At 71.6% G+C, this 14107-nt stretch carries 13 protein-coding genes; 8 read left to right on the top strand and 5 right to left on the bottom strand.

Annotation, left to right across the window (positions count from 1 at the left end):
• Positions 1–13 precede the first annotated feature (13 nt).
• From ACI6GS_RS04205 to ACI6GS_RS04170, 8 genes are read left to right on the top strand one after another with little or no spacing between them, the layout of a single operon-like run.
• Entirely contained in the window at positions 14–1603 is a 1590-nt protein-coding gene (locus ACI6GS_RS04205) for a bifunctional serine/threonine-protein kinase/formylglycine-generating enzyme family protein (RefSeq protein ID WP_439816528.1), read from the top strand.
• Positions 1596–3560: a GspE/PulE family protein gene (locus ACI6GS_RS04200; protein ID WP_439816527.1), complete on the top strand. Its 1965-nt coding sequence runs from the start codon at positions 1596–1598 to the stop codon at positions 3558–3560. The genes ACI6GS_RS04205 and ACI6GS_RS04200 overlap by 8 nt, the downstream gene beginning before the upstream one ends.
• Positions 3557–4597 carry a type II secretion system F family protein gene (locus tag ACI6GS_RS04195; RefSeq protein WP_439816526.1) on the top strand — a complete coding sequence of 347 codons (1041 nt, stop codon included), beginning with the start codon at positions 3557–3559 and terminating at the stop codon, positions 4595–4597. The genes ACI6GS_RS04200 and ACI6GS_RS04195 overlap by 4 nt, the downstream gene beginning before the upstream one ends.
• 4 nt (positions 4598–4601) lie before the next feature.
• Entirely contained in the window at positions 4602–6401 is a 1800-nt protein-coding gene (locus ACI6GS_RS04190; protein ID WP_439816525.1) for a hypothetical protein, read from the top strand.
• Positions 6398–7180: a hypothetical protein gene (locus ACI6GS_RS04185; RefSeq protein ID WP_439816524.1), complete on the top strand. Its 783-nt coding sequence runs from the start codon at positions 6398–6400 to the stop codon at positions 7178–7180. The genes ACI6GS_RS04190 and ACI6GS_RS04185 overlap by 4 nt, the downstream gene beginning before the upstream one ends.
• Before the next feature lie 5 nt (positions 7181–7185).
• The gene (locus ACI6GS_RS04180) at positions 7186–8391 is read left to right on the top strand and encodes an ATP-binding protein (protein ID WP_439816523.1); all 1206 of its coding nucleotides are present in this window, start codon (positions 7186–7188) and stop codon (positions 8389–8391) included.
• A gap of 51 nt (positions 8392–8442) precedes the next feature.
• Complete coding sequence (locus ACI6GS_RS04175; RefSeq protein ID WP_439816522.1) at positions 8443–10428, top strand: type II secretion system protein GspD; 1986 nt, start codon at positions 8443–8445, stop codon at positions 10426–10428.
• The gene (locus ACI6GS_RS04170; RefSeq protein WP_439816521.1) at positions 10425–11093 is read left to right on the top strand and encodes a hypothetical protein; all 669 of its coding nucleotides are present in this window, start codon (positions 10425–10427) and stop codon (positions 11091–11093) included. Before ACI6GS_RS04175 ends, ACI6GS_RS04170 begins: the two co-directional genes overlap by 4 nt.
• Positions 11094–11096: 3 nt before the next feature.
• Here ACI6GS_RS04170 and ACI6GS_RS04165 read toward each other — a convergent pair whose 3' ends face one another.
• The 5 genes from ACI6GS_RS04165 to ACI6GS_RS04145 form a co-directional block, all read right to left on the bottom strand.
• A complete protein-coding gene (locus ACI6GS_RS04165; protein ID WP_439816520.1) occupies positions 11097–11603 on the bottom strand; it encodes a prepilin peptidase in 507 nt (168 codons plus the stop codon).
• A gap of 6 nt (positions 11604–11609) precedes the next feature.
• Complete coding sequence (locus ACI6GS_RS04160) at positions 11610–11945, bottom strand: PilZ domain-containing protein (RefSeq protein ID WP_439816519.1); 336 nt, start codon at positions 11943–11945, stop codon at positions 11610–11612.
• Positions 11946–12036: 91 nt separating this feature from the next.
• Complete coding sequence (locus ACI6GS_RS04155) at positions 12037–12711, bottom strand: hypothetical protein (RefSeq protein ID WP_439816518.1); 675 nt, start codon at positions 12709–12711, stop codon at positions 12037–12039.
• Positions 12708–13427, bottom strand: a complete 720-nt coding sequence (locus tag ACI6GS_RS04150) for a type IV pilus modification PilV family protein (protein ID WP_439816517.1) — start codon at positions 13425–13427, stop codon at positions 12708–12710. Before ACI6GS_RS04150 ends, ACI6GS_RS04155 begins: the two co-directional genes overlap by 4 nt.
• Positions 13411–14070 (bottom strand): type IV pilin protein, encoded by a 660-nt coding sequence (locus tag ACI6GS_RS04145; protein WP_439816516.1) that lies wholly within the window; start codon positions 14068–14070, stop codon positions 13411–13413. Before ACI6GS_RS04145 ends, ACI6GS_RS04150 begins: the two co-directional genes overlap by 17 nt.
• Between the last annotated feature and the right edge of the window lie 37 nt (positions 14071–14107).

Here is a 14107-nt window from a genome sequence, read left to right as displayed (position 1 = left end):
GATCGTGCGCGCCATGGCAGCGACGTCATTCCGGCTGCTGCATGCCGATCGCTATGCCGACTGGCAACCGATCGGCAGCGGCGGCTGCGCCGACGTCTACCGCGTCTTCGACCGCGACCTGGGCGTGCCGCTGGCCGTCAAGATCCTGAAGCCGGCCTTCTGCCGCGACGCGTCCCAGCTCGACATGCTGAAGCGGGAAGTGCTGATCTCGCGCGCGCTGCGCCACCCCAACATCTGCCCGATCCACGACCTGTACGAGGGTGCGCAGGGGGTGGGCATCCTGATGGACCTGCTGCAGGGCTGCGACCTGAAGCAGTGGATGGCCGACCATCGCGGCCACCTCCTGGCGACGCTGGGACAGCGCATCACGCTGCTGCACCGCCTGGCCGAGGCGCTGGTCGTGGCCCACAGCCGCATCGTCCATCGTGACCTGAAGCCCGCCAACATCTTCCTGGCGGGGGGCGACATCGCGCGGCCGCTGATCATGGATTTCGGCCTGTCCGTCCTTGGCGACGCGCGCGAGGCGACGTCGGTGGGCGGCACGCCGCGCTACATGGCGCCGGAGCAGTACGCGGCACCGGCGCGCGTCGATGCCCGCTCGGACCTGTTCTCGCTGGGGGTCCTGGCCTATGAGCTGCTGACCGACGGGCAGCTGCCGGAGACATCGCTGCGCGAGGTGCTGCGCACGCGCGCCCTGCCGGTCGTGCCGGCGCAGGGGGTGACGCCACCCAGCACCTTCTGCCAGTCGCTGCCGGCGGCCCTGGACCGCCTGGTGCTGCAACTGGTGCAGCTGGACCAGGACAGCCGCCCGCGCTCCGCGGCGGAGGTGGTGGAGGTCCTGGCCGGCATCGACCTGGACGCGGCCCTGGCGGCACCGCCAGCCCCCGGCAGGCAGGGCGCGCGCGACGTGGTGCGCGTGCCGGCAGGGACCTACACGATCGGGTCGCGCCGCACCAGCGCGCCGGCGGCGGAGCGTCCGGCGCGGTGCGTTCGCCTCAGCGCCTTCGACATCGACGCCCACCCGGTGACCAACGCGCGTTTCCGCGCCTTTGCCGGCGCCACCGGCTACAGCTTGCCGCCACTGGCCGACGATCCCGTGTTCGGCGTGGCGGATGCGCCCGTCGTCGCCGTCACCTGGGAGGCGGCAGCCGCCTTCGCCGCCTGGTCCGGGGGGCGCCTGCCGACCGAGGCGGAGTGGGAAGTGGCCGCCAAGGCGGGTGCCGATGAGCTGACCTTTCCCTGGGGGGACGAGGCGCCGGGCCCGACCCACGCCAATATCGACCGCGTGTCCGATGCACCCAGCCGCGTCGGCAGCCATCCGGCCGGACGCAATGCCTGGGGCCTGTGGGACCTGTGCGGCAATGTCTGGGAATGGTGCGCCGATCCCTGGGACGAGGCGCTGCACCGCCGGGCGGAGGGCGATGCCCTGGATCCCGTGGGGCAGGGCGACGGCAGCCTGCGCCCCTTGCGGGGGGGCAGCTTCGACAGTTTCAGCGAGACCGGCCGGTGCAGCTTCCGCGCCCGGGCCCCGGCCGACGAGGTGCGCGCCGATATCGGCTTCCGCGTCGTCTATGCGCCGGAGGAGGGCCAGCGCGATGGATGACGAGACCGCCCCCCTGACCCGCCCGGGCGTGATCGTAGAGCGAGCGGCGAACGTTGCCCGCCTGGTCTTCCCGGGCAGCCGGCGCGCGCGCACCGCGCCGCAGCTTGCCCTGGTCGATGGCGACGACGCAACCCAGGCGGAGACGATGCCCCAGGCAGTGGCGGGCAGCGCCCGCTCATTGGCGCGGGCCATGCCGCCCCCCGTGGTCGCACCCGTGGCGCCGCGCCCCACCTCGCCCTTCATCGGCGGGATTTCAGCCGACCTGGTGGCGGCGGGCCTTCTGACCGAGCGGCGCGCCGTGTCGCTGGCGCTGAAGGCGCGGGAGACGGGGCAGACCCTGGTCGCCGTGCTGGCGCAGGATGCCTCTGCCGCCGACCTGGATGCGATCTATGCCCTGTTCGCGGCCAAGCTGGGCACCGAGCTGATCAGCCGCAATGGCAGCCTGCTGGACCAGGTGGCGGAGGTGCCGTGGCTGCCCCTGCCCCTGGCCGAGCAGCGCGGCGTCCTGGTCCTGGCCGACCAGGGGCCCGACTGCGTGCGCTATGCCGCGACCGATCCGTTCGACCTGATCACGCGCGACTGGATCGCCCGCCAGGCGCGCAAGGCGGCGCGGCCGGTGCCGGTCCTGCCCGGCGTGTTCCTGGACGCGATCAGCCGCCTGCGCATCCGCCAGGCCGCCCAGGACGACGGCAAGATGCTGGTGCCGATCGATATCACCTGGCAGCAGGAGGAGGAGATCCGCGGCCGGCTTGAAACCTGCGACGTGCCGCTGATCGTCGACTTCGTCCTGCACCGCGCCTATGAGCAGGGCGCCTCGGACATCCATATCGAGCCGGTGGAGGACGGCACCGTGGTGCGCACGCGCATCGACGGCATGCTGCACGAGGAATGCCGACTGCCGCTGGCGCTGCACCCCGCCGTCACGTCGCGCATCAAGATCCTGGCCGGCATGGACGTGGCCGAGCGGCGGCGCCCGCAGGACGGCCGCATCACCGTGCAGATCCGCCGACTGCCCCTGGACATCCGCGTCTCCAGCCTGCCGACCGTGTCGGGCGAGAAGATCGTGATGCGCCTGCTGGACGAGAAGGCGCTGCGCCCGACTCCCGAGAAGCTGGGCCTGCGCGAGCAGAACCTGCGCCTGCTGCTGGACAAGATCACAGCACCCCACGGCCTGGTCATGCTGAGCGGGCCGACCGGCTCGGGCAAGACGACGACGCTCTATTCCTGCCTGTCGGCGATCGACCGGCATCGCCGCAACGTCCTGACCATCGAGGATCCGGTCGAGTACCGGCTGAAGGGCGTGCACCAGATGCAGGTGAACGAGCGCATCGGCCTGACCTTTGCCAACGGCCTGCGCACGATCCTGCGGCAGGACCCGGACGTCGTCATGGTGGGCGAGTGCCGCGACGTCGAGACGGCGAAGATGGCGATCCAGGCCTCCCTCACCGGGCATGTCGTGTTCTCCACCATCCATGCCAACGACGCGGTGGGCGTGATCAGTCGCCTGCTGGACATGCGCATCGACCCGTTCCTGGTCGCCACGTCCCTGTCGCTGGCGATCGCGCAGCGCCTGATGCGCGTCGCCTGCCCCAGCTGCCGCATCACGGTCGAGGGGCACGAGGTCCTGGCCATGCTGCGCGCCGACAGCGTGTCGGAGCAGAAGCTGCGGGCGCTGGGCATCGAGATCGACCCGCGCAGCCACACGACGCATGCGCCCGGCTGCCCGCAATGCCGCCATACCGGCTATGCCGGGCGCCAGGCGGTGTTCGAGATGTTCGAGGTGACGGAAGACCTGCGCGACCTGATCGCGGCCGAGACCTTCAGCGCGGAGGACCTGCGCCGGGCCGTGCGCCGCGCCGGCATGGTGGGCATGGTCGAACACGCGCTGCAGCTGGTGGACGAGGAAGTGACGACCTATGCCGAGGTCGTCCGCGTCTTCGGGGATGGCGCGGGGTGATTGCCGGCCGGGGCGCGCATGTCCTGATCTTTGGCCGCCAGTTCGCCTCCATGATCCGCAGCGGGCTGCAGCTCGTGGCGGTGCTGGAAAACCTGGCGCGGGAGACGCCCAACCGCCCCTTGCGCGAGGCGGTGCGCGACATCGTGCGCCAGGTCAGCAATGGCACCGACCTGGCCGACGCGATGGCGCGCCATCCGCAGATCTTCAACGGCGTCTTTGTCGGCCTGGTGCGCACGGGCATGGAATCGGGCCGCCTGTCCGAGGCGCTGTACCAGATCGTGGAGTACCTGGAGCGGGTCAACGACGTGAACCGTCGCGTGCTCTCGGCCGCGGCCTATCCCCTGTTCCTGCTGGTGATGTTCGTCGGCACGATCACCGGGATGATGTTCTTCATCCTGCCCCAGTACGAAAAGGTCTTCAAAGGCTTCAACCGGGAGCTGCCGGGGCCGACCCGGTTCCTGCTCGATCTCGGCGTCGTGATCGAGGACAACGGCCTGCTGATCGCCAGCGTGGCGGGCGTCGTGCTGGCCGGCTTCGTCGCCTGGATCGCAACGCCCGCCGGCCGCCTGCACTGGGACCGGGTCAAGATGCGCGTGCCGGTGGTCGGGCCGATCTGGCGGCTGGCGGCGCTGGCCCGCTTCAGCCGCACGCTGGCGGTGCAGGTCAGCAACCACATCTCGGTCGTGCGGGCCCTGCGCTTGGCCGCGGCGGCGGCCGGCAACCGCCATGTGGAGGTGCTGGCCCTGGGCATGGCCAGCGACATCGAAAGCGGCGTCAGCGTGGCGCGCGTCTTTCGCGAGCAGGAACTGTTCGCCGGCATCGTCGCCCAGATGGTGGCGTCGGGTGAGGAGGCGGGCCAGCTGGACGAGCTGCTGCTGTCGGCCGCCGTCTATTTCGACAGCCTGCTGGTGCAGCGCATCGACACCGTCACCTCCCTGGTCAATCCGACCATGACCGCGGTCATGGGGGCCGCCATCTCCGGCATGATGATCGCGGCGTTCCTTCCCGTGTTCGACCTGCCCGGGGCGATGGGCTAGCGCCATGATCGGACCTGGCCTGACCCGGGCATTGCCGGCCTGGCGCGCTGGCGTGGCGGCATTCCTGGCCCGCCATGGCGCCGCCGGCCGCCGCGTGGAGGCGGAGGCCGGGCGCCGAGGCACGTTGACGATCGCCGTTGCCGAAAGCGGCTGGCGCATGGTCTTCGTGGATGCCGACGGCATGGCCGAGCCGCCGCTGGCGGAAGTCGCGGGCGCTGCCGGCGGGGACGACGCGCACACCGCCGTGGCCGCCCTGCGCCGCGCGGTGCGCGCCATCCCGGCGCGGCTGCACGACCAGGTCGGCGCCATCGCCATCCTGGCCGCGGATCCCGCCATCGACCTGCTGGACAGCCGCGCGGCCCGCATCCGCACGCCCGATCCGGTCGCGCTGCGCCAGCTGGGCAGCCAGCAGGTGGGCGAGGGCGCCAGCTATGGCTTCGTGCCGTTCGGCCAGTCCAGCGAGCGCGAGGTTGAGCGCGGTCTCTATGGCTTCATCGCGGGCGACCGCCTGCGCGAGTACCTCAGCGCGCTGAACACGCTGGCCGACCGCCTGGTCAGCGTGGTGCCGGCCGCGGCCGTGATGCTGGACCGCGGCCAGAGCGAGCCGTTCGTGGCGCTGGACGTGCAGCTGCGCGCCAGCACGATCCTGGTCGCCGATCCGGAGACGGGGGCGGTCGCCCTGCGCACGGTCGACGTCGGCGCCACCAGCTTCGCCGCGGCCTTGGCCGAGATCATGTCGATCCCGCTGCGCGAGGCGGTGGCCGGGCTGGAGCGGCGCGACGGCCTGCCGGAGAACCAGTGGACCGGCACGGCGCCACGGCCGCTGACCTCCACGTCCAAGGCGCTGGCCCCGGTGCTGGAGCGGCTGGTGGCCGAGATCCGCACGACGCTCGACTATTTCAGCTATCACCGGCTGGCGGGCAGTCCGGCCCGCCTGCTGCTGACTGGCGAGGGCACGCGGCTCCAGGGCTTCGCCCAATGGCTGAGCCGGGCGTTGGGGCTGGAGGTCGAGGTGGCGCAGCCCCTGCTGGACAGCTTCCTGAAGGAGGCGGAGGCGCCGCAGCTCAACCTGCTGGAAGGCTCGCCCGACGGGCTGCTGACGCTGGGCAAGATCGAGTACCGCTACCTGAACGGCCGGTTCGAGCCGCGCCAGAGGAAGCCGGCGACGCCCGTCCCCGGCTCCGGGCGGGCACCGGCTGGCGTGCGCCTGCCGCGGCTGAACCTGGGCGCCCTGGCGCGGCACTCAGGCCGTCCCTGGCGCGAGCGGATCAACGATCCCGCCGTGGCCCTTCCGGCCTGCCTGTGCGGGTTGGTCGCCGCCGGGCTGTGGCTGATCATCGACGGTGCCGATGCGGGCCATGCCGCGGCGCAGGCCGACCTGGCCAGCGCCCAGGCAATGCAGGCGGACGTCGACGCCGCCCTGGCCCGCCGCGCACAGCGGGGGGCCGTCGACGGCGCGGCGCGCTTCCTGTGGACGGAGAAGCTGCTGGCCCTGTCGGCGGCACTGCCCGACCAGATGTGGCTGACGCGCATCGACGTGGCGGGCGAACCCGGCCGGCCGCCCCAGCGCCTTGTGCTGGAGGGTGCGGTGCCGGCCAACGCCGCGGGCCAGCTCGACCTCGTGTCCCGCTTCGTGACGCGGCTGGAGGCGGATGCCGATTTCATGCGCGACTTCCGCGCTGTGACGTTCGACGGCAGCAGCATGGCCCAGGACGGACAGGGTGACGTCGTCAGCGTGACGATCAGCGCCTGGTTCGACGATGCCCGCCGGCGCGACCTGGCGGGACCAGGGGCCGCGCCATGACCCGGCGCTTCCTGCCCGACCTCCACCCGGCCCTGCGCCGCCGGTTGACGCACCTGGCGATCGGGGGATGCGTGGCGCTGGCGCTCGCCCAGTTCGGCTATGCCGGGCTGCGCGGGAGCCAGGCCGACCAGGCCGTGGCCGAGGCAGCGCGGATCCGTGACGACGTGGCGGCGCGGCAGCGCGCGGCGGACGCCCAGCCGGACGGGCCGGATGCCGGAACCCAGTCGGGTGCCGCGACTTTCCTCTCCCGGATCGAGCGCACGGCGTCCGCCGCGTCTGCCCGGATCACACGGTTGGCGCCACGGACGCAGGATGCGGGGATGTACGATGTCGAGGTGGTTGCCGACCATGTTTCCCTGGTGCGGTTCGTGGTGGGAGTCGAGGCGTCGGGCGCCCTGATCCACTCGCTTGGCACCGGCCGCGCGTCGGCCGACGGCGATCTGACGGCGACGCACCTGGTCCTGTCGCCTGGCTCCGGCCAGCCCCTGACAGGTGCGCATTTCCAGGCCCTGCGGGTGCGGGCGGAGGGCGCCGGCGTGCGCGACGTCGCGGCCCAGGCGGGTCAGGCCGCGACCGACCGCCTGCCTGTGTTGCCGGGCGCCCACCGGCTGACTGCGGTGTCTTCCGTCGGGTCGGTGAGATGGGCCACAATCGACGACGCCGATTATCGCGTTGGCCAGTCGGTCGCCGACGCCCAGGTGCTGGAGATCCACCCTGATGCCGTGGTCCTCAGCGACGGGCGGCGCCGCATGGTCCTGCGCCTGTCCAGGGGGGACTGACGATCGTGGACCCGCAGGAGGTTGCGGACGGACTGCGCCGACAGCTCGATGCCACGCGGGCGGAAATCTCGACCCTGAAGATCGAGGCCCAGCACGCCGCCCTGAGCAAGGCGCAATTCCTGGCCCGCATGAACCACGAGCTGCGCACGCCGCTCAATGCCGTGCTGGGCTTCTCGGAGCTGATCGCGGCCATGGGCCGCGACGCCAGCCTGGACCAGGCGCGGTCCTATGCCGAATCGATCGTCGAGGGCGGGCGCCAGCTGGAGCGGATCCTGCGCGACGTGCTGGAAATGGCCCGGATCGAGGCCGGCAAGATCGACCTCGAGATTGCGCCCGTGCCGGTTGCGACCCTGCTCGGCTCGGTCATGCAGCTGGTCCGGCGCGATGCCGAACAACGCGGCGTGCGCCTGGACTGCGAGCCGGCGCCCGACATGCGCCTGATGGTCGACGAAAGCGCGCTGCGCCGCGCCCTGGTCCATGTCGTCGGCAACGCGGTCAAGTTCACCAGGCGCGATGGGCACGTCCATATCGGCGCGCGCTTCGACTCAGGCCGCGGCTTCGTCTTCAGCATCACCGATACCGGGATCGGCATGGACCCGGGCCTGGTCGAGCACCTGATGCAGCCCTTCACCCAGGCGGACGAGCGGCTGAGCCGGGAGTACGAGGGGGCGGGCCTGGGCCTGCCGCTGGCGCGCGGCCTGGTCGAGATCCATGACGGCTCGCTCGAGGTCGAGACCAGGCTGGGCGTCGGCACGCGGATTGAGGTGATCCTTCCCCGCTACCGGGTCGAGGGCGGCACCGCGCCAGACGAGGCGACGATCGTCGACTTCGATACGCAGCCACAGGCGCCATTCTCGCACCGGCTGGTGCTGAGCTTCGAAGGCCGCGACATCACGATGTTCGCGGGCTCGGGCACGGTCCTGCTGGGGCGCAACCGCGACAAGCCGAACGAGGTGCGTTGCGACGTGGTGGTGGACGATCCGCGCGTGTCGCGGCCCCATGCCCGCATCCGCTTCGAGCAGGGCGGCTTCATCCTGACCGACCACAGCCAGCGCGGCACCTATGTCGTGCAGGGCGGTCGCACCGCGTTCCTGCGCCAGGACGGCCACCTGATGCTGCAGGGGGAGGGTGCCATCTACCTGGGCGTCGATCCGTCGAACCGGGAGATGAGCCCGGTCCGCTATCATCATGTGGTTGAGTCGGCGGGCTGATTCGAGGATCGTCCTGAGTTGGAACGTGTTGTGCGAGGGGGAGGTCCGCCCGTGAGTCGGCCCGCAAAAGGCCCCCTGAGTCCCGGCAGGGGCAGGATCGGACGCCTGGCCGGCGTGCCGGTGCTGGCCCTGGTGCTTGTCCTGGGGCTGGCAATGCTGCCGGCGATGGCGCGCGCGCAGGGTGCCGACATCCCCTGGCGCGCGGGTGAGACGTTCACCCGCACCTCGGTCAATGACGACGTCAAGAACGTGCTGCGCGGCCTGCTGGCCAGCAACGGCCTGTCGGTCATCTTCCGCCCGGGGGTGGAGGGCAGCCTGTCCTTTGCCTTCCAGGATGCGCCGGTCGCCGCCGCCTTCCAGCAGATCGTCGACGAGAACAACCTGACCGTCGCCTATAACCCCGCGACCCGGACCGTGGTCATCGGTCCCGGGTCCGGCAGCGCCACAAGCGCCGCCGCGCGTCGCTTCGTGGCGCTGCGCAATGTGGGCATCGACACGATCGAGCAGGCGCTGGCGAACTTCGCCATCGACCCGGGCGGCATCAGCTACGACGCCGCGACCGCCACCCTGGCGGTGCAGGGCACGCCCGAATACGTCAACCAGATCCTGGAACTGGTCCGCACGCTGGAGGAGCGCGGCCTGGTCGAGGCCCAGGCCGACCAGGCGCTGGAGGCCCGGCTGCATGCCGCGCGGCCGACGCCGATCGAGCAGATGGCGATCGAGCAGGAGCAGAACCTGCAGGTGAAGGTCATCCGCCTGCGCTTTGCCGATGTCGGTCCCAGCACGCGCCAGTTCCACGGCCGCACCATCTCCGTCCCCGGCATCCTGGACACGCTGCGCGCCATGCTGGGCATGGATGCAGCACCGGCGGGGAGCGGCGCCGACGGCACCAGCTTCACCCCGGCCCAGCCGATTCCGGCGACCGTGCGCCTGATTGGCCCCTATGGCGCGCCGCAGCCAGCGGCGGAGCCCGCCCCCTTCGCCCCTGTGGAGCGGCCAGGCCCCGTCGCCGCGGTCGACGCGATCCGCAGCCTGGGCCGGCCCACGATCTCGATCGACCAGCGCACCAATTCGGTGATCGTTCGCGGCACGCCCCAGGCCATCGCCGCGGTCGAGGCGGTGATCCGCGAGCTCGACCAGCCCGTCAAGATGATCGAGATCGAGGTCGTGATCGCGACCGCCCAGATCGGGGTTTCGGAACAGCTGGGGGTCAACTGGCGCGCCTCGCTGGGCAATGTCGCCATCGACACGGGCACGACCGGGGGCCGCGCCACAGGCAGCACGCCGCGGGTCGACGCGATCACCCTGCTGCCCATCGCGCCGACGCCGGGTGGCACCGCCGCGTCGTTCGTGATCCAGGGGGGCGAGGGCTTCCTGCAGGCCCAGCTGCGCCTGCTGGCCAGCGAGAACAAGGCGCGTGTCCTCTCGGCGCCCCACCTGGTGACGCTGGACAACGTCACCGCCCGCATCACGCGCAGCCAGGACCTTTACGTTCCGGTCGACACCGGCGGCCTGAACGGGCAGGGCCTCTCCCAGATCCAGACCGGCCTGACGCTGGAGATCACCCCCTCCCTGGTGCCGGCACTGCCCGGCGCGGGGGAGGAACTGGTCAGGCTCAGCGTCAATGCGGTCAACTCGCAGCCGGGCTCAGGCTCGACCGGGCAGCTCGACGTGCTGTCGCAGGAGGTGCAGACCGACGTGCGCGTGCCCGATGGCGGTACGTTCGTGATCGGGGGGCTGTTCGACAACAGCCGCATCGGCCGGTCCTCCGGCGTGCCGGTGCTGAAGGACATCCCCGTGATGGGCGCGCTGTTCCGCGACGACGCGACGACGGACGACCTGGGCGAGACGATCTTCTTTATCACGCCGCGCATCGTCGACGAGCAGCGCGTGCTGGCCCGCGACATTGCCGCCGCAGCCGAGCCGATGGGCTATGTCCAGCAGCAACGCCAGCTGCTGCGTGGGGTGACCAACCAGATCGACCATGGCACCGCGGCGGACCTGCCCGACACCGCGCGCCTGGAAGAGGACGAATGACGGCGCAGCACCGCACCAGGTCCGCCGCCACGGTGCTGCTCCTGGCCCTGGCGCTGGGCGCCTGCGCCAATGGCCAGCTGGGCGCGTTCGCCACGAGTGCCGCTCCTGAGCCTGCGGCGGCACCCGCCGCCCAGCCGGCGGAAGCCGGGCGACGCATCGCGGCGCCGGTCTGGAAGCCGGGCTCAAGCTGGCAGTACAGCGACGGCTACGGCCTGCAGGTGGAGGCCCGCAGCGGCCTGCTGACGACCTTTCGCCGGCTGGACGATCCGGGCCAGTGGGTGACGCGGCGCGGCTTCCTGCGGGAGGATTCGCAGTCGGCGACGACGCTGCGCAAGATCGTGTTCGAGGACCTGCCCGCGACCAGCGGCCTGGTCCTGACGGCGGGAGAGCCCCTGACCTATACGCGCGAGTACAGCGCCGCCGGCATCGTGCGCAAGCACGTCACCTCGTGGAGCATCGAGGGGCGCGAGCGGGTGAAGGTGCCGGCGGGTGAGTTCGACTGCTGGATCATCGTCATGCGCACGCGCAATGCGGCCACCGGCTGGACCGGCTACGAGCGCTGGTGGTTCAGCCCGGACGTGCAAAACTATGTGCGGATGGAATACCGCTATGGCACGGCGCCGCCCGGCTCGCGGGTCCTGACCGCCTATGCCCTGGCGCGCTGAGGGCTAAAGACCCCAGGCGAGGCGGGCGGGCCAGTCGAGGATGTCGGGCACCAGGAAGACGACGACGCCGCCCAGGGCCAAAGCCGGGCCGAACGGCACGCGGGAGGCCAACGCCACGCGCCCCGTCGCCAGCAGCGGGGCGCAGGCACAGGTTCCGGCGACGAAGGCCACCAGGAACAGGCCGGGCAGGGCGCCCACGCCAAGCCACGCGCCGAGCAGTGCGGCAAGCTTCAGGTCGCCGCCGCCGAACGCGACCCGGCCGCGCCGCGCATACAGCGCATTGGGTAGCCACAGCGCGCCATAGCCGCATACCATCCCGAGCAGGGCCTGGTCCCAGGGCACGAGCAGGCCAAAGGCGTTGACGGCCAGCCCCGCCGCCAGCGTCGGCAGCGTGACGCGGTCGGGCAGGCGGCCGCTGCGCAGGTCGACCAGGCTGAGCCAGGCCAGCACGGCGAACAGGCCTGCGACCGCCACGGCCTGCGCCGGGCCCAGGGCTGCGAGCACGTCCATGGCGCGTCAGCCGACTTCCTGCCGCAGCCAGTCGGTAAGGCGGTCGCGATGCAGGTGGGGCTTCAGGAACTGCAGTCCGAAGAAGCCGGCGCCGGCATGGACGATGCGCGAGTCGATGCGGCCGAACTCGGCCACGTCCAGAACGATCACTTGGCCCGTGGAAAAGGGTGCATCGGCACTGATCAGGGCGCCGGACGGCGACAGGTCCGAGATCACGGCCGGCCAGCTGGCGCCGTCGAATTCGGCCGCGCCGGCCAGGTCGACCTCGTAGCGGCGCTCCCGGCGGCGGTCCGCGTGGCGATTCGCGGTGCCCGGTCCCGTGATGCTGCCCCGCTCCGCCATCGACCGCCCGTGCCACGCCTGAACCAAACCGACGGCCAGACTGTCACGCGCGCGTAAACGGGGCGTAAACCGCGCCCTGTCGGGTTGCCCATCATGGGTCAATGTCGACATTGAGATTGAACATGGTGCGGAAGCGCTCGCTGGCCCCGGCGCCCGTTGCCTCGGACGCCGCGCGATAGGGATCGGTGATGGTGAGGTCGACCGCGATCGTGCGGCTGGTGATGCCGAACTGCGCCGGTTGCCGCTGCAGCACCGGGTCACGGCCGACAAAGCCGGTCAGGGTCAGCACCTCCGTCCCCGCGCAGTCTGGCGCCGGCACGCCCGCGCCGGTGCAGGCGATGGCCAGCGGCGCCACCGCATCGCCCGACAGGGTCAGGGTACGTCCCGCAACAGTCCCGTCCGCCATCACGAAGCGGCCGGCACTGCGCAGGTTGCGGCCCGCCGGCAGGCTGGTCCAGTTGGCGGGCACCGCGCGCCGGCTGTGCAGCCCCTCGACCTGGCGATAGCCCCGCGGGTTGGTGCTGGCGCCGATATTGGCCAGCACGGCGCTGCCGTCGCCCAGCAGGGCCAGGACCTGCCGCGCCTGTTCCGCCTGGCGGAACCGCGTCTCGACACGGCCCAGCATGTCCAGCGTGCGCTGAAGCAGGATCGCGGCCGGCAGGCACAGGGCCAGGGCCAGGGCACCAGCCACCATCACCTCCACCAGGGTGAAGCCGGCCTCAGCCTGGGCCTTCTCCGCCTCCTGGACCTGGAGCGGAGCCCTCATGAGGCGGCACGCCAGCCGACGATGGTGCTGAGGGTCAGGGTGGAGACACTGCCCACGGGCGTGATCGTGCCGTTGCGATAGCGATAGGGATAGTCGAGCACCAGGGTCACCAGGCGGCAGGGGGCGCTGCCGCCCAGCAGGCCGGCGGAGGCGCAGTTCGAGACCGTCCCCGGCGATGTCGTGCCCCAGCACGATGCCGCGGTCCGCGAATTCACGTCGCACAGCACCCAGCTCAGCCGTGCCACCAGGTCGCGCCCCTCGTTCCGGTCGAGCCAGACATGGTTCTGGTAGCCGGTGAACAGCCCGGTCAGCAGCACGGCCGTGTCGGACGCGCGGAAGGTCGCCTCGGACGTGGTGGCAAAGCTGACGGCGCCACCGAGCCCGCCATAGGTGTAGCGCGACGTGCTGTTGGTGACGCCCGGCAGCGGCGGATAGACGGTCAGGTCGACGCGTGCCGCCAGGCCGCTGCCGAAGGGTGTGGTGGTGTAGAGGCCGGCCAGGCGCTCCATCTCGCCATTCAGGACAAAGATCGCCTTCTGCCGCAGCAGCAGGTCGAAGGACGTGCGCTCCAGCGCCGACCAGCCGCGCACCAGGCACAGGCCCAGGATCGACAGGATGGCACCGGCGGCCAGCACCTCGACCAGCGTGAAGCCGCGCTGGTCGCCCCGCCCGGCGCCACGGCCTGCGCCACGGCCCGCGTCAGGGGCGAACCGCATCGCTCATGCTCACGCCGTCCAGCCAGTCGAAGCGGATCGCGCGATAGGCGCCGTTGGTCGCATCCCGGCCATTGGCGGGCGGGGCATAGCGCAGGACCACCGCCTGGCCGGCGCGCCCGGCGCTGGTCGTGGCGGTGGCGGGGCGGACCCAGCCGGTGGGGGCGGCCTTGCCCGTGGCCACCGTGCATGCGGCGCCGCTGGGGCCGGTGACGGTCGCCCCGGTCGTGGCGCGCAGGATCGCCCAGACCTCGAACTCCGGCGTCGTGCCGCCGGCCTGGGTGGGCGCGATGAAGTTGGCGCCCGTCGTCGCCTCGCACAGCGTCCCGCTGCGGCAGACGAACTGGAAGCAGAAGTCGCCCGCCTCTGCCAGGCTGAGGCCCAGGCCGTTGCTCAGGACCTGCTCGTTGAAGCTGGTATAGGTCGAACAGCAATAGCGGCCGGTGCGGATCGCGTGCATCCGCTGTTTCGCCGCGATCTCAGCCAGATAGGGCTTCGCGGCCTGGAGCCGTGCCTCGAGCATGTAGCCGCGGACGCTGGGGACGGCGAGTGCCGCCAGGATCGCGATGCAGCCGACGACGATCATCAGCTCCACCAGCGTGAAGCCTGCCTGGCCCTGCCCCGCGCGTTGCCTGCACCCTGCCAAGACCTGCTCCTGCGCCATCGGGACAGCCTGCCGGCAA

It is taken from the genome of Zavarzinia sp. CC-PAN008 (genome assembly GCF_051903925.1).
In the GTDB taxonomy this organism is placed as follows: domain Bacteria; phylum Pseudomonadota; class Alphaproteobacteria; order Zavarziniales; family Zavarziniaceae.
This window is presented reverse-complemented; position numbering and strand designations above follow the sequence as displayed.